The organism is Ornithinibacillus proteolyticus, assembly GCF_039581225.1.
Classification (GTDB): Bacteria; Bacillota; Bacilli; order Bacillales; family Amphibacillaceae; genus Ornithinibacillus; species Ornithinibacillus massiliensis.
On the sequence record NZ_JBCPXV010000020.1, the window covers coordinates 46068 to 68781 of the forward strand.

22 protein-coding genes and 2 pseudogenes are annotated in these 22714 nt (G+C 37.5%); 17 read left to right on the forward strand and 7 right to left on the reverse strand.

The genetic code is table 11. The features are described from left to right. Positions 1–11 precede the first annotated feature (11 nt). From AAIB49_RS10845 to AAIB49_RS10860, 4 genes are all read left to right on the forward strand, one after another. A complete protein-coding gene (locus AAIB49_RS10845; RefSeq protein ID WP_339216056.1) occupies positions 12–950 on the forward strand; it encodes a PLP-dependent cysteine synthase family protein in 939 nt (312 codons plus the stop codon). Position 951: 1 nt separating this feature from the next. Beyond that, positions 952–2088: a bifunctional cystathionine gamma-lyase/homocysteine desulfhydrase gene (locus AAIB49_RS10850; protein ID WP_343458081.1), complete on the forward strand. Its 1137-nt coding sequence runs from the start codon at positions 952–954 to the stop codon at positions 2086–2088. Between the two features lie 160 nt (positions 2089–2248). Further along, positions 2249–3619 carry a dipeptidase gene (locus tag AAIB49_RS10855; protein ID WP_343458082.1) on the forward strand — a complete coding sequence of 457 codons (1371 nt, stop codon included), beginning with the start codon at positions 2249–2251 and terminating at the stop codon, positions 3617–3619. 346 nt (positions 3620–3965) lie between these two features. Next, positions 3966–4724, forward strand: a complete 759-nt coding sequence (locus AAIB49_RS10860) for a (S)-benzoin forming benzil reductase (protein ID WP_339216050.1) — start codon at positions 3966–3968, stop codon at positions 4722–4724. A gap of 54 nt (positions 4725–4778) precedes the next feature. Here the strand turns inward: AAIB49_RS10860 and AAIB49_RS10865 are convergent, their stop codons facing one another. Both AAIB49_RS10865 and AAIB49_RS10870 read right to left on the reverse strand, forming a co-directional pair. Continuing rightward, positions 4779–4877: a YjcZ family sporulation protein gene (locus AAIB49_RS10865; protein WP_186869287.1), complete on the reverse strand. Its 99-nt coding sequence runs from the start codon at positions 4875–4877 to the stop codon at positions 4779–4781. Between the two features lie 80 nt (positions 4878–4957). Further along, positions 4958–5050 (reverse strand): annotated as a pseudogene (locus AAIB49_RS10870) (YjcZ family sporulation protein); the annotation flags it as partial. Positions 5051–5269: 219 nt separating this feature from the next. On the opposite strand from AAIB49_RS10870, the gene map reads away from it, so the two are divergent. The 3 genes from map to AAIB49_RS10885 all read left to right on the forward strand — a co-directional run bounded on the left by map (position 5270) and on the right by AAIB49_RS10885 (position 7158). Next, positions 5270–6022 (forward strand): type I methionyl aminopeptidase, encoded by a 753-nt coding sequence (gene map / locus AAIB49_RS10875; RefSeq protein ID WP_339216045.1) that lies wholly within the window; start codon positions 5270–5272, stop codon positions 6020–6022. A gap of 114 nt (positions 6023–6136) precedes the next feature. Continuing rightward, entirely contained in the window at positions 6137–6865 is a 729-nt protein-coding gene (locus tag AAIB49_RS10880) for an AzlC family ABC transporter permease (RefSeq protein ID WP_339216043.1), read from the forward strand. After that, positions 6862–7158, forward strand: a complete 297-nt coding sequence (locus tag AAIB49_RS10885; RefSeq protein ID WP_339216041.1) for an AzlD domain-containing protein — start codon at positions 6862–6864, stop codon at positions 7156–7158. Before AAIB49_RS10880 ends, AAIB49_RS10885 begins: the two co-directional genes overlap by 4 nt. 130 nt (positions 7159–7288) lie before the next feature. Here AAIB49_RS10885 and AAIB49_RS10890 read toward each other — a convergent pair whose 3' ends face one another. Together AAIB49_RS10890 and AAIB49_RS10895 are read right to left on the reverse strand one after the other, a co-directional pair. After that, positions 7289–8008, reverse strand: coding sequence for an anti-sigma factor domain-containing protein (locus AAIB49_RS10890; RefSeq protein WP_339216039.1), 720 nt, complete (start codon positions 8006–8008; stop codon positions 7289–7291). A gap of 9 nt (positions 8009–8017) precedes the next feature. Beyond that, the gene (locus AAIB49_RS10895) at positions 8018–8581 is read right to left on the reverse strand and encodes an RNA polymerase sigma factor (protein WP_339216037.1); all 564 of its coding nucleotides are present in this window, start codon (positions 8579–8581) and stop codon (positions 8018–8020) included. A gap of 134 nt (positions 8582–8715) precedes the next feature. On the opposite strand from AAIB49_RS10895, the gene AAIB49_RS10900 reads away from it, so the two are divergent. From AAIB49_RS10900 to AAIB49_RS10925, 6 genes are all read left to right on the forward strand, one after another. Beyond that, the gene (locus AAIB49_RS10900; RefSeq protein WP_343458083.1) at positions 8716–9858 is read left to right on the forward strand and encodes a COG1470 family protein; all 1143 of its coding nucleotides are present in this window, start codon (positions 8716–8718) and stop codon (positions 9856–9858) included. Positions 9859–9861: 3 nt separating this feature from the next. Beyond that, positions 9862–10815, forward strand: a complete 954-nt coding sequence (locus tag AAIB49_RS10905; protein WP_343458084.1) for an ABC transporter ATP-binding protein — start codon at positions 9862–9864, stop codon at positions 10813–10815. Further along, complete coding sequence (locus AAIB49_RS10910; protein ID WP_339216032.1) at positions 10805–11848, forward strand: ABC transporter permease; 1044 nt, start codon at positions 10805–10807, stop codon at positions 11846–11848. The genes AAIB49_RS10905 and AAIB49_RS10910 overlap by 11 nt, the downstream gene beginning before the upstream one ends. A gap of 403 nt (positions 11849–12251) precedes the next feature. Continuing rightward, positions 12252–13442, forward strand: coding sequence for a methionine adenosyltransferase (gene metK, locus AAIB49_RS10915; protein WP_339217806.1), 1191 nt, complete (start codon positions 12252–12254; stop codon positions 13440–13442). Next, the gene (locus AAIB49_RS10920; protein ID WP_343458085.1) at positions 13442–13927 is read left to right on the forward strand and encodes an aminotransferase class I/II-fold pyridoxal phosphate-dependent enzyme; all 486 of its coding nucleotides are present in this window, start codon (positions 13442–13444) and stop codon (positions 13925–13927) included. The genes metK and AAIB49_RS10920 overlap by 1 nt, the downstream gene beginning before the upstream one ends. Before the next feature lie 287 nt (positions 13928–14214). Further along, complete coding sequence (locus AAIB49_RS10925) at positions 14215–15054, forward strand: P-loop NTPase family protein (protein ID WP_339216028.1); 840 nt, start codon at positions 14215–14217, stop codon at positions 15052–15054. A 196-nt stretch (positions 15055–15250) separates the two neighbouring features. Here the strand turns inward: AAIB49_RS10925 and AAIB49_RS10930 are convergent, their stop codons facing one another. Beyond that, a complete protein-coding gene (locus tag AAIB49_RS10930; protein WP_339216026.1) occupies positions 15251–16117 on the reverse strand; it encodes a cation diffusion facilitator family transporter in 867 nt (288 codons plus the stop codon). A gap of 216 nt (positions 16118–16333) precedes the next feature. Between AAIB49_RS10930 and AAIB49_RS10935 the strand changes: the two genes are divergently transcribed. The 3 genes and pseudogenes from AAIB49_RS10935 to AAIB49_RS10945 all read left to right on the forward strand — a co-directional run bounded on the left by AAIB49_RS10935 (position 16334) and on the right by AAIB49_RS10945 (position 18805). After that, the gene (locus AAIB49_RS10935) at positions 16334–16567 is read left to right on the forward strand and encodes a hypothetical protein (RefSeq protein WP_339216024.1); all 234 of its coding nucleotides are present in this window, start codon (positions 16334–16336) and stop codon (positions 16565–16567) included. Between the two features lie 127 nt (positions 16568–16694). Next, positions 16695–18155 carry a methyl-accepting chemotaxis protein gene (locus AAIB49_RS10940; protein WP_343458086.1) on the forward strand — a complete coding sequence of 487 codons (1461 nt, stop codon included), beginning with the start codon at positions 16695–16697 and terminating at the stop codon, positions 18153–18155. 141 nt (positions 18156–18296) lie between these two features. Beyond that, positions 18297–18805: pseudogene (locus tag AAIB49_RS10945) on the forward strand (AAA family ATPase). A 233-nt stretch (positions 18806–19038) separates the two neighbouring features. Here AAIB49_RS10945 and AAIB49_RS10950 read toward each other — a convergent pair. Both AAIB49_RS10950 and AAIB49_RS10955 read right to left on the reverse strand, forming a co-directional pair. Then, positions 19039–19422 (reverse strand): hypothetical protein, encoded by a 384-nt coding sequence (locus AAIB49_RS10950; RefSeq protein WP_186869305.1) that lies wholly within the window; start codon positions 19420–19422, stop codon positions 19039–19041. A gap of 629 nt (positions 19423–20051) precedes the next feature. Then, a complete protein-coding gene (locus AAIB49_RS10955; RefSeq protein WP_211741751.1) occupies positions 20052–20963 on the reverse strand; it encodes a zinc dependent phospholipase C family protein in 912 nt (303 codons plus the stop codon). Positions 20964–21163: 200 nt separating this feature from the next. On the opposite strand from AAIB49_RS10955, the gene fumC reads away from it, so the two are divergent. After that, positions 21164–22549 carry a class II fumarate hydratase gene (gene fumC, locus AAIB49_RS10960; protein ID WP_343458087.1) on the forward strand — a complete coding sequence of 462 codons (1386 nt, stop codon included), beginning with the start codon at positions 21164–21166 and terminating at the stop codon, positions 22547–22549. Positions 22550–22714: the final 165 nt, after the last annotated feature.

Below are 22714 nucleotides of genomic sequence, written 5' to 3' on the forward strand. Positions count from 1 at the left end.
GGGGTGATACTGTGGCATTATATCAATCGATTCATGATTTAATCGGCCATACTCCTCTGCTTAACATACGCCATATTGATGCTATTCCAGATGGAGTTAACATCTATGCAAAGCTAGAATTTTATAATCCTGGTGGAAGTATAAAAGACCGTCTGGGAGCAGAACTAATTGATGATGCTCTTACAAAAGGGAAGATTAAGCAAGGTGGCACAATTATAGAACCTACAGCTGGTAATACTGGAATTGGCTTAGCACTTTCAGCGAAAGAAAAAGGCTTAAACGTAATCTTTGTTGTGCCAGAACATTTTAGTCAGGAGAAGCAACTGATTATGCAAGCTTTGGGTGCAGAGATTGTCCATACGCCTAGAGAGGCTGGGATGAAGGGGGCAATTGAAAAAACAGAGCAACTGTTAAGCGAAATCCCAAATAGCTTCTCGCCGCAACAATTCGCCAACCCTGCTAATCCAAATACGTATTATAAAACCCTCGCTCCAGAAATTTGGCATGATTTAGATGGGAATGTTGATGTTTTTATTGCAGGAGCAGGTTCTGGTGGTACATTCATGGGGTGTTCTCGATTTTTTAAAGAAATAGATCCAACTATCAAGACTGTGATTGTAGAACCAGAAGGATCAATTATTGCAGGTGGTGAGCCTGGTCCGCATCGAACGGAAGGAATTGGGATGGAATTTTTACCTGCTTTTATGGATCCAAGCTATTTTGATTCGATTCATACAATCAGTGATGTAGATGCTTTTCAAATGGTGGAAAGCCTTGCCCGTAAGGAAGGATTGTTAGTTGGTAGTTCTTCCGGTGCCGCGATGTGCGCAGCATTAGAAGAAGCGAAACAAGCAGAGAAGGGTACGAATATTGTGGTCGTTTTTCCAGATGGTAGTGATCGTTATTTAAGTAAAAAGATTTACCCGGATGTCATGGGGAAGGAGATTTAATATGCGTTCAAAAACAAAAATGGTACATGGTGGTATTACTCGTGATGAACAAACAGGAGCAGTGTCTGTTCCAATTTACCAGGTAAGTACGTATAAGCAGGATGGTGTAGGGAACTTCCGCGGATATGAATACTCTCGTACAGGTAACCCAACTCGTCATGCACTCGAAACGGTGATAGCAGAGCTAGAAAATGGAACTCATGGATTTGCTTTTGGCTCCGGAATGGCTGCCATTACAACGGTCATGATGCTATTAGATGCAGGGGATCATGTTGTACTAACCGATGATGTATATGGTGGATCTTATCGATTAATGAGCAAAGTATTAAATCGATTTGATTTACATCATACATTTGTGGATACGAGTAATCCTGAACAAGTAGAGGCAGCAATACAAGAGAATACGAAGGTTTTATATGTTGAAACACCTACAAATCCATTACTAAAAATTACAGATATAAAGAAAATGGCAGACATAGCGAAAAAACATAATCTACTACTAATAGTTGATAATACCTTTGCAACACCATACTGGCAACAGCCTTTAGATATGGGGGCAGACATTGTCCTTCATAGTGCAACCAAATATATTGGTGGGCATAGTGATGTCGTAGCAGGATTAGTGGTAGTTAAATCTGAGGAACTAGCAGAAAGAATTCACTTTCTACAAAATTCTGTTGGTGCAGTATTAGGACCACAGGATTCTTGGTTATTAATGAGAGGAATTAAAACGTTAGCACTACGCATGGAAGCAATTGAATCGAATACGAATGAACTTGTTCAGTTTTTACAAGGACATGAAAAAGTAACGACAATTTATTATCCAGGTATTGAATCACATCGAGGTCATGATTTGGCGCAAGAACAAATGAGTGGTTTTGGTGGAATGATTTCATTTGATGTAGGTAGTGGTGAGCTGGCGGAAGAAGTATTGAAAAAAGTGAAGTACTTTACGCTTGCAGAAAGCTTAGGTGCAGTCGAAAGCTTAATTTCATTACCAGCAAAAATGACCCATGCATCAATCCCAGCAGACCGAAGAGCAGAGCTAGGAATAACCGATGGGTTAATCCGAGTTTCAGTAGGAATCGAGGATGTTCGTGATTTAATAGAAGATTTATCACAGGCATTAGGTAACTAAGTAAAAGGGCAGCGGATGTGCTGTCCTTTTTAGTTATGTACAGTAGTATTTGATTGATCGTATTCATAGAAGTTTATCTGTAGCATGAAAGTCTTATAGTTATTTTTAAAAGAAATATGCTAAAATGAACACAATATTAGTTTAAAAGGGGATGTCCATAATGAGTGAAAAAGCATTGCAATATTTAACTGATAATCGGGACCAATTATTAACGAAGCTAAATGAATTTTTATCCATTCCTAGTGTGAGTACGGATAGTATACATAAAGAAGATGTAAGAAAAGCTGCAAGCTTTTTAGAAGACTACTTAACTGAAATTGGCTTTGAAAATATTCAACAAATCGAGACTCAAAAGCATCCTATCGTTTATGCAGAATATATGGAAGCTGGGCCTGAAGCTCCAACGGTTCTATTATATGGCCATTATGATGTTCAGCCAGTGGATCCGATTGAATTGTGGGAAAGTGATCCATTCAAACCAGAAATAAGAGATGGACGACTTTATGCACGAGGATCTAGCGATGATAAAGGACAAGTGTTTATGCATCTAGCGGTGTTTGAAGCACTGATGAAAACAACCGGTAAGCTTCCTCTTAATGTAAAGGTTTGTTTAGAAGGAGAAGAGGAGATAGGTAGTGAAAATCTCTATTCAATGCTACAAGAGAAAAAAGAATTATTCGAGGCTGATTTTGCAGTAATCTCTGATTCAGGGATGGTAGCCAAAAATCAACCAACTATTCTTTATGGATTAAAAGGGTTCACCGGTATTGAAATTACCGTTACCGGACCAGATCATGATTTACACTCAGGAATGTATGGTGGCGCAGTGCGTAATCCGATTATGGCTCTATCTCATATTCTTTCCTCTATGAAAAATGAAGAAGAGGTAGTAACAGTAGAGGGTTTCTATGACGGCGTAGAAGATTTAACCGAGGAAGAGAGAAAATTAATGGAGCAAGTACCTGGAGAAGACTTTGTGAAGGCTACTGGAATTCCGGAAACCGTATCAGAAAAGGGCTATACACCTAAGGAACATACGATGGCTCGCCCAACGTTTGAGGTTAATGGAATATACGGCGGGTATCAAGGAGAAGGAACGAAAACCATTATCCCTACCTCAGCTACGGCTAAAATTACGTGTCGATTAGTTCCGGGACAAGACCCAGTGGATATTCAACAAGCTCTTGAAGCACATGTGAAGAAGGTTGCACCTAAAGGAGTAACCGTAGAAGTGAAGAAAGAAAAGCTTTCTGCAAAAGCTTATAAAGTGGAACCTAACCATCCATTGATTGAAAAAGCAGCAAAAAGCTATACAAAAGCATTTGGCAAAGAAACGGTTTATGTTCGTATGGGCGGCTCCATTCCGGTAGTGGAGTGGATTGAGGATATCTATCAAATGCCGATTGTTCTATTAGGATTCGGTACACCAGATGATCGACTACATTCACCAAATGAAAGCTTCCCACTAGACAGTTTTGATAAAGGAATGGAAACATTAGTGTATTATTGGAATGAAGTAAACAAGTTATAGAAGAGGCTGGGACATAACGAAAACAAAGTTAATAAAATACGAACAACCACCACATTAGCCCCGGAAATATACGGAGACTCCTGTGGGAGGAAAGGGCACTGCCTGAGACCCCGGAAGAGCTTTAGCTCTGAGGAGGCTCACCAGCCGCCCACGGATGCGTAGTATATTTCCGGGGCGGATTTGATGCGCTAACTTTCATGTTCGGTTTATCCTATGTTAGAAATAGTTTTGTCCCAGATCCTAGAAAGTATCAGAAGATCAGAATGTAAAGATGAATCAATTTATACACAGTATTGAACAGCGTATTTCAATCGTAATTATTAACCAATGAGAAGAGGTAGTTTAAATGAAATTAGCTCTAATTACAGGAGTTTCTAAAGGATTGGGAGAATCCATTGCGAAGCTATTTCTCGAGTCTGGGATTCATGTTTTAGGTATATCAAGAAGTATAAATAAACAGCTTGAAAAAATTGCAGCCGATAATCATGTGAAATACCATCATTATACTTGTGACCTTGGAAATACGGAAGAATTAGAGGAAACAATGGAAAACGTTAAGACAGATATTCAGCAGTATGACCCATCACTACTCTATTTGATCAATAATGCAGCTGTCATTGATCCGATAAATCAAGTAAGCCAACTAGATAATCAAGCACTCGCCTACCATGTTCATCTTAATACCGTAGTCCCGATGATATTAACGAAGGAGATGTTAGATTTCTCTTCGAAAATAAATACCTCTTTCATTTGTGTCAATATTACTTCGGGTGCTGCGGAAAGGCCAATATATGGTTGGGCTGCTTATTGTAGCTCGAAGGCGAGTATCAATATGTATACGAGAACAGCAGCACTCGAACAAGAAACATTAAAGACTGGTCATAAAATAATTGCCTTCAATCCTGGGATTATGGATACGGATATGCAACAAACTATTCGATCAAGCGCTAAAGAGGCTTTTAACGACGTAGAAAAGTTTAAAGCGTATAAGGAAGATAATCAACTAAGAGATAGTGATACGGTTGGTGGCATTCTAATTGATATTTTGAATGATGAAGCAAGTATTGAAAATGGAAAAATATATCAAGTTAACGAATATGTATAATGATGAAAAAGGATGTCATAGTGGAATTATCACCATGACATCCTTCGTTATCGTTTAATAGTATCCGCCAGCATATCCACCTGCACCAACGATGATTAGCAGGATGAAAAGAACAACGATTAATGCAAATCCGCCTTCAAATCCGCGTCCCATTATGTCACCTCCCGTTATAGAATATTTATAATTACCGACGATTAATAGCCCCAACCGCCGCCATATCCGGATCCGTAGCCACCACCGTAGCCACTAGCACCAACAATGATTAACAAAATAAACAACACAACAATCAAAGCAAAGCCTTTTCCATTTCCACTATCTTTACTCATGCATTGCCACCTCCTCTAGTACAATGTATGTATCATTTATCATGGTGACAGGGCGAATGTACTGGTAAGCAAGTTGAAACCGGGAATTTTGTTTCGTCGAGAGTACATGCTTCGGTGAATATATATGGTGTAATGAAAGTGTTTAGAAATTGTGGTACACTAGGAAAATGAAAAATATGTAATGAGCAGCTTAGGCTGATAAATAGAAAGGACGATTAGATGATTACAAGAAAAAGTAAACGTGAAATTGAACAAATGCAGAAGGCTGCAGACTTACTAGTTCAAGTTCACAAAGAGATTGCCAACATGATTAGACCGGGAATTAGTACGATGGAAATTGATACGTTTGTAGACCGATTTTTAGAAAAGCATGGAGCTATTCCAGAGCAAAAAGGGTATAACGGATTCCCTTATGCAACTTGTGCTTCTATTAATGATGAAATCTGCCATGGATTTCCTAGAGAAGACAAACTGAAGGATGGCGATATTGTAACGATTGATATGGTGGTCAATCTAGACGGTGGGTTAGCAGATTCTGCATGGACCTATGCTGTAGGAGATGTCGATGAAAAAGGTCTTCGTCTTATGGAAGTAACGAAGAAATCACTTTATATCGGAATTGAGCAAGCAAAAGCTGGTAACCGAATTGGTGATATTGGTCATGCAATTCAAACCTATGCTGAGGGAGAAGGCTTCTCTGTTGTAAGAGACTTTACCGGCCATGGCATTGGACCAACGATTCATGAGGATCCACATATCCCACATTTTGGATTGCCTAACAAAGGTCTTCGTTTAAAACCAGGAATGGTAATTACGATTGAGCCGATGTTAAACGAAGGCGATTGGCAAAGTAAAGTAGATTCTAATAATTGGACTGCTAGAACGGTTGATGGTGGTCGCTCGGCACAATATGAGCATACGATTGTGATTACAGAGGGAGATCCAATTATTTTAACCGAGCAAGATAAATAATCCTTTAGGAGATCTGTACAAAAGTGCAGATTTTCTTTTTTTAATGAAAAGAAGTTTTCACTACTAATAAAATCAGTTATAATTAGTTAAAATTTCTAAGTGGAGGAGACTAGGATGGAGACCGTTAACGTAACAAAGAATCCCGTATCGACGTCAATGACCATGATCAAACGCGGTCTAACAGTAGGTTTTCCTATCATGCTTGGTTATATTCCCATTGCGATAACCTACGGCGTTCTTGCGAAACAGGCCGGACTTACATTAACAGAGCTTACGTTAATGAGTGTATTGGTATTTGCTGGAGCAAGTCAATTTATGGGAGCCAATATGATTGCTCTTGGTGCAGGGGCTGTGGAAATCATTATCGCAACCTTTGTGTTAAACTTTCGTCATTTTGTGATGAGCTTATCCTTTATGAATCGCATGCGGCCGGTTGCGTTAAAGTGGAAGCTGCCATTAGCATTAGGGTTAACGGACGAGACATTTGCTGTTTCTTCCTTACATACGAAAGAAGCAAAAGAAGAGAAGGGATTTTTCTTTTATGGTTCGCTCACCTTAATTGCATACGTATCTTGGGTCATTGGTTCATTACTTGGCGGTGTGTTAGGGGAAATAATTCCAGAAGCATTGAGTCAAAGTATGGGAATTGCGCTATATGCCATGTTCATCGGATTATTAGTTCCTTCCGTTAAAAAGGAGCTAAGAGTAGGCTTAATTGCACTTATTGCGATGTTGATTAATGCTATTTGCCTTCAGTTCATGAGTAGTGGTTGGGCAATTGTTGTCGGTACAGTGCTTGGTGGATATAGTGGTGTCTTTTTGTTGAAGGGGGAACGCTCATGATATGGTTCATCATCATTGGAATGTCTTTAGTAACCATGCTTCCAAGGATTATTCCAGCATTTATTGTAGACAAATTACAATTTAAGGACTGGGTAAACAGATGGTTAAATGCAATTCCGTATGCAGCATTAGGTGCTTTAATTTTTCCTGGTGTACTAAGTGTAAATCCAGATAAACCACATATTGGATTAATTGGTGGACTTGTCGCTGTAGCCCTAGCCTATATTGGATTGAATGTTATTTTTGTCGTCATTGGAGCTATATTATCCGTGTTTTTATTAACAACCTTATAAATTATATACATGTGTAACCAGTTTGAGCGTGAGAAAAAGATAGAGGAAAAACCGAATGATTAGCTAGTACCGTATAACATTCGGTTTTTCCCTTCATTTTTTTAGCTATGTTCTAGACACAATCTTTTCCTTACTGCTGTAAATCAATATACAATGTCTCTGGTCCTGTAGGTATCCTACTACCTCCAGGTGGTTCAACACTTACTTTAATGAAACGGATTGTTTGTACATCGGGTCCCTTATAATATACATGAACCATTCCATTATTTAGATGTAGTAGCTCATCCTGCCAATCATTATCATTTCGGACAAGCCATACTTGATAATCCTGACTTTCCAAAGGTCTAAGCCCTTCAACCTGTAAATACAATTCATTAGTTACTTCATTTAACCATATGTTACCGGTAATATTTTGATCCATTGTAACCGGGATGATATCGAGTTGATTAGTAGCTGGGTTATTCATGAAAGGTTGTTCCGGTATTAAATCATATTGTGCAGTTAAATATTCTTGGTCACTACTATCTGCAATTGGCTGCTGTTGGGTAAATTGCAATAGTCCTACGCATATAGTGAATATGGCTGCTGCACCTACGATGACATAGAAGGCTTTACGATTTCCTATCTTTGGTTTAGAGTGCCCTTTTATATGAATGGTGTTTTTAATTCGTTTATTTAAGCTTTCAGAAGGGGTTACTTTCTGATTGTCCCTTAGTAGTAGCTTCCACGACGTTAATTCTTCCTGACAATGTGAACACTGATATATATGTTCATCCATTGATTGACGTTTTTCGTTTGATAAATTCCCTAATACATAATCTATCATTAATTCTTCTGGGATATGTTTCATTCGTGCGTTTCACTCCTTATCGGTTCTTGCCCAATGAAGTAAGGACTTTTGCTTGCGTAGGTTCTGTAGTCCATAACGTATCGAAGATTTAATTGTCCCAATTGGTTTCCCGTAAATGGTTGCAAGCTCCCGTTGTGTTTTACCTTCAAAATAAGCCCCGTATATAAGCTCCCGTTGTTTTGGCGGAAGTTTATTCATTGCATCTTCTAAAATCTCTTTCTCTATCTCCTTTAAAACGTACATTTCCAATTTTACTGATTGTATTGTATCGAGTTTTTCTAGTTTATTTAATAAGGCAGGTTGATGCTTTCTGAGACGATCGATACATCTACTTCTTGTTTTGACCGCTAACCAAGCCTTCACACTACCTTTATCTGGCTTGTATTGCATCGGTTTTTGAAATACTTCGATAAAGACATCATGACAAATATCCTCTGCTTCTCGGCGGTCTGCTAATACAGTTATCGCAATTTGAAGGACAAAGGATACATAGGTTTCATAGAATTGATTGAAAGCAGCTTGAGAGCCTTTAGCAATTAATTTTAGTAGCTTCTCATCTTGTTTCGTATCCATTATTTTACCCCCTTCACATTCACTGAGCCTATCTTAGCAAAAAAATATGGAAAAATTATAAAAAAATTAAATCCATCTGTTATTTTTGCTCGTATCATAGATGAATTTTAGAAAAAAAGAGGAGGATATGTCAGATGCTTAAAAAGATGTTCTATTCACTTTTAGCAGTAGTATTGGGGGGAATGTTACTTACTTCAACTGTCTATGCAGAGGTCTCTGTCTATACTCCATACACGGGATTATCTGTATCACCTGGGGAAGATATTGAGTACAATGTCTCTATTATTAATTCGGGTAGTTCCATTGAAAATGTTAGGTTTGGGATGAAAGGATTACCAAAGGATTGGGAATATCAAATCACAGCAAATGGAACGAGTATTGAGCAATTATCAATTCGCCCGAACGATGAGCAAGATATACGATTAGTTGTAACTGTACCACTTCAGGTAGAAAAAGGAACCTATGAATTTGATTTAGTAGCAGATGGAAGTAGTACAAGTACATTAGGGTTAGCGGTAAATGTTACAGAGAAAGGTACATTTAAAACGAATTTCACGATTGACCAACCAAATATGCAAGGACATACAGATTCAACTTTTGAATACAATACGACATTGAAAAACCAAACGGCAGAAGAGCAGCATTATTCCTTAACCTCAAAAGCCCCAAATGGATGGAATACCGAATTTAAGGTAGATGGAAAGGCTGTTACATCGATCACACTGGAACCAAATGAGGAAAAAAAGATAGAAATTGTTGTGACACCTGCTAACAATGCGAAATCAGATACGTATAAAATTCCTGTAAGTGCACAATCTGGTGGAACCTCTAGTGAAATCGAATTAGAAGCTGTCATTACTGGTACGTATGGGTTAACATTAACCACTCCAGATGGCGTACTAAGTGATGATATTACAGCTGGAGGAGATACAGTTGTTGATTTAGTAGTTGAAAATACAGGAAGCGTGGATTTGACCGATATTAATCTAAAATCAACTACTCCACCAAAATGGGAAGTAGAGTTTGACAAGGATACCATTTCTACACTAAAGGCGGGAGAAAAAGCTACCGTTAAAGCTACATTAAAAGCCCCAAAAGATGCTATAGCAGGGGATTATGCGACCACGTTTAGTGCATCTAGTGCTGAAGCTTCCTCTGATGCTAATTTCCGTGTATCCGTTAAAACGTCTACTGCTTGGGGATTTGCTGGATTTGGAATTATTTTAGTAGTAGTAGGTGGATTGTATTCTATTGTAAGAAAATATGGGAGGAGATAACGAGTGAATGAGGCAATTATTGAAATACAAGAGCTTAGCAAAATCTATGACGATGTACCTGCAGTTGATAAGTTATCCCTCTCCATCCAAAAAGGAGAGATTTTTGGATTATTAGGCCCGAATGGTGCTGGAAAATCAACAACCATTTTTATGTTATTAGGTTTGACAGAGCCTACAAGTGGAAAAGTCCATGTCTGTGGGATTGACCCAACAAGAAATCCACTTGAAGTAAAAAAGCGAGTAGGTTATTTACCAGATGATCTAGGATTCTATCAAAATATGACAGGCTATGAGAATCTCTTATATACGGCATCCTTAAATGAAATTCCGAGGGAAGAAGCAGAAAAACGTGCCCGTTCATTGCTAGAGCAAGTAGGTCTAGAGGGGGCTATGCATAAGAAAACGGGAAAGTATTCCCGTGGTATGAAGCAACGGCTTGGTCTAGCTGATGTATTAATTAAGAACCCAGAAGTTATTATTTTAGACGAACCGACCCTAGGAATTGATCCAGAAGGGGTACGGGAGCTATTAAGCTTGATTAACAAATTAAATAAAGAGAAGAACATAACGGTACTACTCTCTTCCCATCACTTGCATCAGGTACAGCAGATATGTGATCGAGTTGGAATATTCGTTAAAGGAAAGTTACTTGCGAAAGGGAATATGGATGATTTAGCTGGACAATTATTTGAAAATGTAGCTTATATTGTCCATGTAGAAGCCGACCCAATTGAAGATGACATGGTAAACGACATAAAGGGAATGAAGGAAGTAAGTCGTGTGGAGCGACTTAATCACAATACACTTGAGATTTATTGTGATAAAGATATTACACCGACCATTGCTAGAACTGTTATGTCCTATGATAGCAATCTAACGAATATTAGTAAGAAAAATTACGGATTAGACGAGATTTATCATCTGTATTTTGAAGGGCGTGAAACAAATGAAGCTTGAGCAAGTTCTATCTAAGATTACCTTCAAAAAACAAGTCAATACGGAAGAACGAGATAAGAAAGAAAAAAGAACATCTGTATTTGGTTCAATCGTACGAAAAGAGTTTACGGACTATATTAGAAGTTGGAGGATCATTATCCTGCTCATTATAATTGGCTTAACCTGTCTTGGTTCGTTGCACACAGCGATTACAACGATAAAAGATGCGTTAGATCAATCCGATGAAGCGAAGCAGATTGCAAAAGATTCTTACTTATTCTTGAAACTATTTACCACTTCAGATGGTACGTTACCACCGTTTATTACGTTTGTAACGTTTTTAGGGCCCTTACTCGGTGTTGCACTAGGATTCGATGCGATAAATTCTGAACGGAATAAGGGAACATTGACTCGTTTAATGGCACAACCGATTCCTAGAGACTATGTCATTAATGCAAAATTTGTTGCCGCCTTATTAGTTAATGTTGTATTATTCTTTGCACTTGGTTTTCTGGTGATGGCATTAGGGATTATCATTATTGGGTTACCAATTACGTTTGAAGAGTTTATTCGAATCGTATGCTTTTTAGTATTGTGTATTGTTTATATCGCATTCTGGTTAAATCTAGGAATTCTATTTTCTGTAAGGTTTAAACAAGCTGCTACGTCCGCCTTATCTGGAATCGCAGTTTGGATATTCTTTAGTATCTTTTACAATATGATCATTGATTTTATTAGTAAAAGCTATTTAGATTCACAGGCCATTTCTAGTGTGGACGAGGCTATTAGTAGACAAGAAACGATTCTAAATTTATATCGACTATCACCGAGCTATTTATTCTCTGAATCTACCACAACCTTACTTTCACCTGGGATAAGAACTTTAGGGCCATTGACAATGGAACAGACGGTAGGGGCGATAGCAGGACCATTACCACTTGGGCAGAGTCTATTACTAATATGGCCTCAATTAACCGGCCTTATCGCAGCAACGTTAATCTGCTTTATCATTGCGTATTACTGGTTCATAAAACAAGAAATCAGGACAAATTAATAGGCGAATCTATAGAAAATCCGAATATCTATTGGACATTCTTTATAAGAGTGGGAATAGGTTCGGATTTTTCTTTATCATGACGAAAGGTCACTAGTTGATCGCATGGAAAAATTTCCCGTAACAATCGACAAAAAAAGAAATTGACATGAATACTAATATGTTTTACTATTAATCCAGCATAATAAAAGTCTATCTTATTAATAGCCGCTGAGACGAGGGGTCGAAGATGCGGTGGCAAACCAGTTTGATTAATAGTCAGATATGGGGCCCAACCTGAGCGCAAAACAGCTTTGTTTTGTGAACAATAAGAGGATAGCAGCTGATATTAATCGAAGCTTTCCTTAGGTTGTAGGAGAGCTTTTTTTATGCCCTGAAATGAAAAAAATGGAATGGATGGTAAATTTTGTCAGAGAAAATATTATTTACGTCGGAGTCTGTATCAGAAGGACATCCGGATAAAATTGCCGATCAAATTTCTGATGCAATATTAGATGCTGCATTAGAACAGGACCCATATTCAAGGGTTGCCTGTGAAGTATTTACAACAACTAATACAGTTATTGTTGGTGGTGAAATAACTACCAAAGCGAATCTAAATGTGGAAAAAATTGTCCGAAACACGCTGATTGGGATTGGGTACACGGATGATCGTTATGGAATTGATGGAAGTTCTTGTAATGTAGAAGTACTGCTTCACACTCAATCACCTGATATTGCTATGGGAGTAGATGTCTCCAGTGATAGTAAAGCAATAGGAGCTGGTGATCAAGGAATTATGTTTGGTTATGCAACAGATGAAACGGATTCTTACATGCCATTAGCAATTGAAATGGCTCATAAATTAGTGAAACATGCTTCTCAACTCCGTAAACAAGGTGAATTCACTTGGGCACGCCCGGATATGAAATCACAAGTTACCATTGATTATACGAATCCTCAACAGCCCATCATTGATACGGTTTTAATGTCTATTCAGCATGATGAGGACTTTGATAAAGATAAATTTGAAACGTATGTAAAAGAAAGTATTATTAAACAAATTGCACGTGATTACGGAATGAATGAAGAATTCCGTATTTTGATTAATCCGACTGGTCGTTTTGTTATTGGTGGCCCACATGGTGATACAGGACTAACTGGTAGAAAAATTATTGTCGACACCTACGGAGGAGCTGCTAAGCATGGTGGTGGAGCGTTCTCTGGTAAAGATAGTACTAAGGTAGATCGTTCAGCTGCATATGCTGCACGTTATGTAGCGAAAAATATCGTAGCTGCCGGTTTTGCCAAACGTTGTGAGATTCAATTATCTTATGCGATTGGTGTCAGTGAACCCATTAGTATTTCTATCGATACATTCGGCACAGAGACAGTCGAACATGAACAATTGCTTAAGGCCATACGAGAGGTATTTGATCTTACTCCTGCAGGTATTATTAACATGCTGAACTTGCGGAAGCCACAATATAAACAAGTGGCAGCATATGGACATTTTGGTCGTCATGACTTAGATGTTACATGGGAAAGAACTGATAAAGTAGAAGCATTACAAGAGGCGTTAGCAAACTATGCATATGCTGGGGTTCTACGGTAATGAACCATTTAAAGGAGCTTGTTGCGAGTCCAATTCCGTTATTGAATCAAGATAAGATGCCTTTATTTGATTCCCTAGTAGAATATGCTAAACAAGATGTAACCCCATTTGATGTGCCAGGTCATAAAATGGGTTCTGCTATGAGTCCGTTGAAGGAAGTACTTGGGGAAATGGCGCTACGAATGGATGTTAACTCCATGAAGGAATTAGATTTGTTAAGCCATCCACAGTCCGTTATTAAAGAAGCACAGGATTTAGCTGCCGATGCCTTTGGAGCAGAGCATGCCTATTTTCTAGTAAATGGAACAACTGTTGGAATTCAAACCATGATTATGGCGACATGCAAACCAGGCGATACATTACTAGTTCCTAGAAATGGTCATAAATCTGTAATGGATGGGATTATTTTAAGTGGAGCAAGACCAGTGTTTATGAGCACCATGTGCACTATCTACGATGACGGCAATGTCTTGAGCATGTGCTAATTGACATATCTTCTCTAAATGTATCTCGTAGCGAATGGATAACTAATCTTTTGTTTGCAGAAAATTTGATCGCAAAATCAAATGCTTCTAGAGACAAGGGATTAGTATGCCATTTCGCCGGGAAACATCGATAAGCTATATTGCTATAGCTGAAAATTGCACGACTGCTACGTATTCCCCCGGAATGCTGTACATTCTAATCCCCTCTCTATTTAGGAGGGGTTTTTTATGTTGAATAATTAGCTATCTTTTCTAGCTTATTATGAAATAATAGGGGGAATTTGATTATGGATACGAAGTTAATATTGGTAGAAGGCTTACCTGGATTTGGAAAATCAACGACAGCAAAACTTATCTATGATTCCTTAATGGAAAGGAACATAGATGCAGAGTTGTATTTGGAGGGAGACCTACATAACCCAGCCGATTATGATGGAGTTGCTTGTTTTACGAGAGAACAGTATGAGAATTTGTTATTACACAGTGGGGGATTTAAAGAAGCTATTAAAGATTTTATACAAGTAAAAGATCATCATTATTTTTTACCTTACGAGATAATGAAACGTCATCTGAATAGGCAATTTCCAGATCCGCTAATGAGCAAGGTATACGAGCATGATATCTATGAACTTCCATTCGAACGAAATAAAGAGCTAATTGCAAAAAAATGGGAAGAATTTGCCCAGGAATACGCTATTGGCAATAAAATCATTATTTTTGAATGTTGTTTTATTCAAAACCCAGTAACAATTGGAATGGTAAAATACAATGAACCAAAGGAAAAAGTGTTAGCGTATGTTTTAACGTTAGCGAATATCATAGAAAAACTAAATCCTGTCTTAATTTATGTGGAACAAGACGATTTGGAATTTTCCTTTGAAAAAGCGGTTCAAGAGCGACCGAAAGCATGGTCTGACGGATTTATAGATTACTATACGAATCAAGGATTCGGGAAGGAACAGAAATATAATGGGAAAGAGGGAGCTTTAGCAGTACTTGAGGAGAGGCAGAAAATTGAAGCGGAGATCTATGATAGGTTAAGTATGACAAAATTCAAAGTTAATAATTCAACTTATGATCTAGTAGGATATAAGAAGCTGTTAAATGACCGATTATTTAGCTTGTAACCACATAATTGATAATAGCTCCGGAAAAATGCAGAATACTAACTACGATATACTCTATACGCTTTCGTGCTTCGATCATTTATCTCTGAAGTACCGGTGCTTTTTCCGGAGCGTTTATAGGTCATGTCTATTGTTTCTTTATAGTGGTTGAACTTCTTCGTAAAGCCATACCACAAACAACGTAAGCTAAAGACATTCAATTTAGATATGGTTCAATATGAATATGTGTGTACAGTATTCCATATTCATTAGCAAGCTTTTTTTCAATCCGAACGGTAATGTCATGGCTTTGGATTACGGTAAGATTGGGGTCCACTTTAATCGTTACATCCAGTACGGACTGATTACCAAGTGCTCGTCCTTTAATATCTGGTACAATTTTTACCTCTGGGAATGTTTTAATTTCTTGTTTAATTTTTTGCAAGCGTTCCTCATCAAAAGCATCGGTTAATGATAAGGTTGATTCTTTAAAAATACCCCAAGCTGTTTTACAAATAATCAATCCCACAATTAACCCAGCAAGTGGATCTAGCCAATAAATTCCGAACTGGGCACCTATAATTCCAATAAATGCCCCTATACTTACAAGTGCATCAGAGCGATTATCCTGTGATGCCGCATATAATGCACTACTATTTACTTTTCTTGATAAAGAAAGATTGTAGCGATAAACGATATACATGATGATTGCTGAAGCGATAGCTGTCCAGGCAGTTAGTAGGTCAGGCTTTGTTGCGTTCTCTCCAAACATGTTACCTACCGTAGCAAAAATCACCTGTAATCCGACTGCTACCATAATAAATGCTGCTAGCAACGATGCAATCGTTTCTGCCCGATAATGCCCATAGCGATGATTATGATCAGGTGGCTTCTGCGAGATTCGTAATCCAATTAAGATAGCAATGGAGGCAACAATATCCGTTGAGTTATTTAAACCATCTGCCCATAATGCATCGGAATCGCCTACATGTCCGATTGACAGCTTTGTTGCCGAGAGAAAAAGGTATGCGAAAATACTGATCCAAGCACCTTTTTCCCCTCCTTTTATATTAGGTTGGTTCATTAAACTACCCCCAAGAACTGACGTAATGTATCTATGTTTTAGCGAACCTATATTGGTCTAGTAAAAGTTTCAAGTTTATAAGAAGGTCATGTTATCAGTATGTTTCCTATCTCCAATAATATGAGCAAGTTTCATCTTGTACGTTTTGTAAATTTTCATTGCAATTATTCGAAAAATTTAGGATAATATTAATAAAGGAACAAAGGGGCATATCCAATGAAAAAGGAAAAGGTAGTTTACCGCTTTCATCCGTATAAAGGAAAGGTCCTGATTGCTAAAAGAGAAATATCCTTTGAAATTAAGCTGTCATCACGGTTATTCTTAGATGAGTTATGCTTTAACTGGAATAAGAGAATGCTTGAAGAAAGAATGAATCAATCGATTCAAAAAGGAAATAAGGACGAATTTACAAGCATTCGTAAAGAATATTTACATTATATTTGGGAATAAATCTACTGTGCATCAACAGCCTTGCCGACGTTTGGTGAGGCTGTTTTTATATCAGGTAGTAATGAGTAACTAACTTTCTCAGCCTATCTTAAAAAATATATAAAAGGTAATTAAAGGGGATAATACGATGAATTTAAATGAAACAATCATAAAAAGGCAGAATCGAATATTACTGTATATTTTACTTATTGCATTTTTACTAGGACTTGGAGCGGAACTTGTCGTGATGGCACCTTTAGGAAATTTGTTAGCGCTTACGATTGGCGGAGGTATCGGTATCGGGTTAATCGCGTTATTAAATTATAAAGCAATATTTACGAAGGCGGTACCATATATCGCTATTGTTTGCTTAACAGGTGTGTCACTCGTCGTTATGCTCAGCTCAGATTATGTTACCAATATGTTATTTACCTTCTTTCTTCTGGCTGTTGCAGCTGTATCTTTATCGAAGGCGGTGCTTACAACTGGGGGAGTTTTGGGACTAATTTTATTAGGGTTCTTTATTTCTGTAAAGGGTGAACTAGTAGGGTTTGATACAAGAGCAGCAGCAATTACAGTCGTGTTTTTCGCATTAGTATTTCTTGTGTTATTCATTCAAATTCGAGTGACCAGAGGTTTTATCCAATCGATGCAACAAACAGTAACAGAACTCAGAGCTAAATCGGTACAGGAAAAGGAGCGAGCAGCAAATGTTCGAGAAGGCGTTCTTCATGTTAGAGAGCAAATGGCGATGATGGAACAAGATAGTAGCATGAACCAAAAGCAAATGAGCGAGATGCTAGCAGCGTTCCATGATATTGCGAAGGCAAGTCAGGAACAAGCGGAGTCTGCTTCCGGAATATCTGAAGCGACGAATTCGAATCATAAATTATTAGAGAAAATGATGGTATCGTTTAGTAAAAGTGTAGAAGATGGTGAAGATTTAATCCAATTATCAACAATGGGACAAGAATCCATCCAATCCTTGACGGTAACGATAAATGACTTTAAACAGTCGTTTGAAAAACTAACAGAGAACATGGAAAGTCTTGTTCATCGAATTGACGAGAATAATACATATGCAGCAAAAATACAAGGTATTGCAGAGCAAACTAATCTTTTAGCTCTCAATGCAAGTATTGAAGCTGCCCGTGCTGGGGAGTTTGGAAAAGGATTTTCGGTAGTAGCTTCAGAAATTCGTAAGCTTGCCGAAGTATCACAGCATACTGCCAAGCATATTAGGGAGAACATGACGATGATTGAGCATGCTGCAAAACATACTCAATCTGAGGTAGCTCAAAATAAAGAGAAATTAATGGTAAGTACGGAGCGTACATTAGTCGCTAAAACAAATTTTGAAAAAATAACCGAGCAATTACATAACTTCATTAAGTATTTGAACTATTTAAATGAAAGTGCTGGTGAAATTAAAGATTCTTCCGAGCATATTGATCAATCCGTGGATCATCTAGCTTCTATCATTGAGGAAACAACAGCTACAATTGAAGAACTGGAAGCAATGGTGGATGAACAGGTTAATCGAATGGCTAATTTTGTTACTGCCATTGAGTCGACAACTAAAGCTGCTGCCTCATTAGAGAATGCGTAAAGAAGCTAATTTGCTCCATAGTTAGCGCATGGATTCTTAGTGTGTGGAAAAAGGGAAGAAGTGTAACGAAAAGTTACTTAAGGAAATGACTTTTATGTTACCGTACAGTCTGTTGTACGGTTTTTTTGAGGAGGGACATATATGAAGCGATTAGTCATTATCACCGTTGGGAAAACACATAGTGGTAAAACAACATTTGCTCGAATGTTAGAGAAAAGATTAACCAATTCAATCGTAATGGACCAGGATAATCATGCAGCTTTTTATCAATGAGTATTATGAAAAACTTCAACCGAAACAAGGACCAAATACGTTAAAACATGCTATTTCCAAACTAATAGTGGATTACACGGTAGAGCATACCAACCATCATCTTATTATTTGTAACTCAAACCGTTCCATTTATGACCGAAACTACTTAGATGAATTATTTCCAAAGGGTGATTTCACTCGGATTCTAGTTTCTTTTGATATTCCAGATGAGATTCTCCTAGCCCGTATTCAAATCGTAATACGAATATATTTCGTAAAGTGACGAATTTTGAAGAGGTATTAGCAAGACAACAAGCAGACTCTAAAAGAAAAATGTTAGAAATCCTACACAAGAAGAAGCGGATTATTTGTTTGTGATAAAAGACAGTGAGGAGTGAGGAAGTTATGAAGGTAGTGGAAGAAATACGCCATATTGCAAATTTAGTTTGTTGATAATGCCTATCATAAGGAGGACAAGTGCTGTCCATGGCTTGGAAAAGGAAAAGATTTATAACGAAATTCAGATTGCATATCCGTGTTTTTTATGAACTTATCGATTCTTTTCCTTCTCCTGGTATTTCGTTACTAGGCCATGTATTATCCGGGAATAACTCCACCTTTGTTTGAAAGGTTATGAATTTGTAAGTAATCTCTCCTTCTTCAACCCTACTGAAACGGTAACAATGATACTACAAATACTAGTAGCAACGCCAAGAAGTCCTAAAACGATAATTGGAACACTAGGAAGGATTAATCCTACTAGGATTAGACCGAAAAAAGTCAAAACAATAAACCCTTGATAAATAGCGGAGATAATCTTTACTGCAAGATGATTAAATAACGATAAAATTAATGGTGGTAAAAATAACACGATTAGCATTCCAAGAGATGTCCATAGACCGACTGGATCATCGAATGAAACGGTATTAGGTCCTGTTGGTTTGGAAGCCGCTATCAATAAAGTAACAATTGCTAACACCAGGGTTAATAGCAACATTGAAATTTTTTTTAACAAGGTGAATCCCTCTTTTCATTTGGTTCATTATTCAGAGTGGCTAGTGGAAAGTAGCATTTAGCTGGGAACTATTCTCCCGCCACTAAAGCGTAACTGCTTAACATTTCTATAATAATCCTCGTAATGGTAATGGATTACTAAATTTTTCCTGTAATTATATACTACCATAAATTTCAAATAAACAAAGTAGGGAAATTATATAGAATAGTCGATAAAATAGGGGCGTTATAAGGCACAAAAATTAGTGGGATAGGTGAAAAAAGTATGACATGGATGATTTGGGAAATTAAACCGAAGAACTAGGGAATAATTTACAAACTAGTTCCAGAACTATTCGTGGATTCAAGTAAAAGGATAGGGCATACGTAGATATCCTTAGGTACACTTGTGTTTACTAGTCGGGCGCAAGCTGTCTTTGCGCGGGCTTATCTATTCTTTTTTCGGTCGCAAGCACTCCTCTCCTGGGCCCATCTAAAACCTCCTCGACAAAAGATAGCAGGAAGGTTTACTACATCTAGTACTCTTACTCATTAGCCGTCCTACTCTGAATAGTACTATTTTTCCAAAGTAGGGCGGACGATTCTTTGCTTTTCTAACTTAAAAAACGTTGTTACATCCTAGTTACGGATTTAAATAATCGGATCACAAAATTGATTTTGCAAATTACGATTTAAAGGTAACCCCGTATCATAAGAAATATCCCCAATTGATACCGCTAATTCCTCCAACTTTGTGCCATCGTTTTGCCAATAGCCTATTACTTTCTTCATAATCTCAACCGCTTCAATTCTACCCTGCTCATATAAATCAATAAAGCTTTTCTGACTAGGTTCATTTGTTGCAGGATGGTACCACGTGTTATGTTCTAAATTCAAATAATCTTTATGATCTAAAATTGGCTGATGAGAAAAAGAGGAGACCATAGAATGGAGTAGTTTATTTTTCCACCCATGTGGATCTGCTAAGATTTTCAGTGCTAATTTCATATCATTAAATGATTTAATAATATTCTTCCTTGTGTTCTGTTCCTGGTTTGGAAAGTGCTTTTTGATTGTTTGATAAAGCAATTCTGCTATGTCCGTTTTTAATTGCTTATTTAAATGGATTTCCTTATAAACTGGTGTTTTCCAGGTTTTTAGGTTTTTATACCGTTCCATCATCAATGTATCAATGATAATTTCCAATTTAGAATGATTATTTCCTTCATACCCAGCTTTATAATGGATATATGGATGTGCATTTCGATCTAATATATGGTGTGTCACAAATCCAAACGTATAATATTTTAGTTCATCAGATTGTCCTTTAACAGAACCGATTAAATCGATAAGGAATTCGCCACATTTTTCAGTATGCAGGAGGTTTCCAATATGATTAACGGAGCCATCTTTTTTCCATGGCCAAAAATTGAAATAAAAGAATGGGTCAGGACCTTGTGCACCTAAGTTTAAAATATAGCTATTTTTGGGAATTGACTTCGTAACACCTATTGAGTCAATTACTTCCTCACAAAAGAGCATATGGGTCCAAATATTAGGCATATAAAGTCCTCCTAATAAAAATAATGATATTTCCATTATAAGGGCAATCCAATTTAATAGGCATTACAATATTGTGAATTAATCTGGATACACATAAAAATATAACTTTTTGTTAATGGAGTAATGAATTTAATTCTCATTTTTAAAAAATTTGGTACAATAGAGTAGGAAAGACATTCATTACTGGGGAGGAAATACATATGGAATATCGTATAGAACATGATACACTGGGGGAAGTGAAAGTTCCTGCTGACAAGTACTGGGGTGCTCAAACTCAGCGCAGTAAAGAGAACTTTCCAATTGGAAATGAAACAATGCCAACTGAAATTATAAAAGCGTTTGCAATCTTAAAGAAAAGTGCTGCCAAAGCAAATAGTGATCTTGGATTAATGGAGCAAAAAAAGGCAGAAGCAATTGAATATGCTGCTGTACAAATTATTGAAGGTAAATTAGATGAGCATTTTCCACTTGTAGTATGGCAAACAGGTAGTGGTACACAATCGAACATGAATATGAATGAAGTGATTGCTCATGTTGGGAATAAATGGTTAAAAGAACAAGGTAGCGAGCTTACACTACATCCGAATGATGATGTAAATAAATCACAAAGCTCTAACGACACATATCCAACTGCCATGCATATTGCGGAAGTATTAAAGCTTGAAGATGTTTTATTACCAGCATTACGTCAGTTAAAACAAACATTTAAAACAAAAATGGAAGCTTTTGCGGATATTGTTAAGATTGGTAGAACACATCTACAGGACGCAACACCATTAACACTTGGACAAGAAATCAGTGGATGGCATCGTATGCTAGAGAAATCGGAAAGTATGATTGAATCTAGCTTACCTTACTTAAAAGAATTAGCAATTGGTGGAACAGCTGTTGGTACAGGATTAAATGCACATCCAGAGTTTTCTGAACGTGTTTGCCAAGAAGTAAGTAATTACACTGGAAAAGATTTTGTATCTGCAAAAAATAAATTTCATGCCTTAACAAGTCATGATGAAACAGTCTATGCCCATGGTGCATTAAAAGGGCTTGCTGCGGACTTAATGAAGATTGCAAATGATGTTCGCTGGTTAGCTAGTGGTCCGCGCTGTGGAATTGGTGAAATTACTATTCCGGCAAATGAACCAGGAAGCTCTATTATGCCAGGTAAAGTAAATCCAACCCAAAGCGAAGCGGTTACGATGGTCGTGGCTCAAGTAATGGGAAATGATGCGGCAATTGGTTTTGCAGCGAGCCAAGGAAACTTTGAACTAAACGTATTTAAACCAGTCATTGCCTATAACTTCTTACAATCATGTGAGCTATTAGCTGATAGTATGCTGTCATTTGATGAGCGTTGTGCACAAGGAATTGAGCCAAATTTAGGGCAAATCGATAAATACCTTAATGATTCACTTATGCTCGTAACTGCTTTAAACCCTCATATCGGGTATGAAAATGCAGCTAAAATCGCGAAAAAAGCATTTGCAGATAACGCGACACTGAAAGATACTGCGATTGAATTAGGCTTATTAACTGCTGAAGAATTTGATCAATATGTGAATCCGAAAGAAATGACTCATCCAAAATAAAGTAAAAGGAATCCCGTCAAGTGGGATTCCTTTTTTAGTAGTGTGCCAGGCATGCACACATTCTCTAGGGTTGAAGTCCTGAATCACGAAGGCAGTAGTAGTGATTAGCTTAAGACAAGGGTGTCTAGGGTGACCTAGAATCTGAAGGAAGTCAGCGGCAAATCT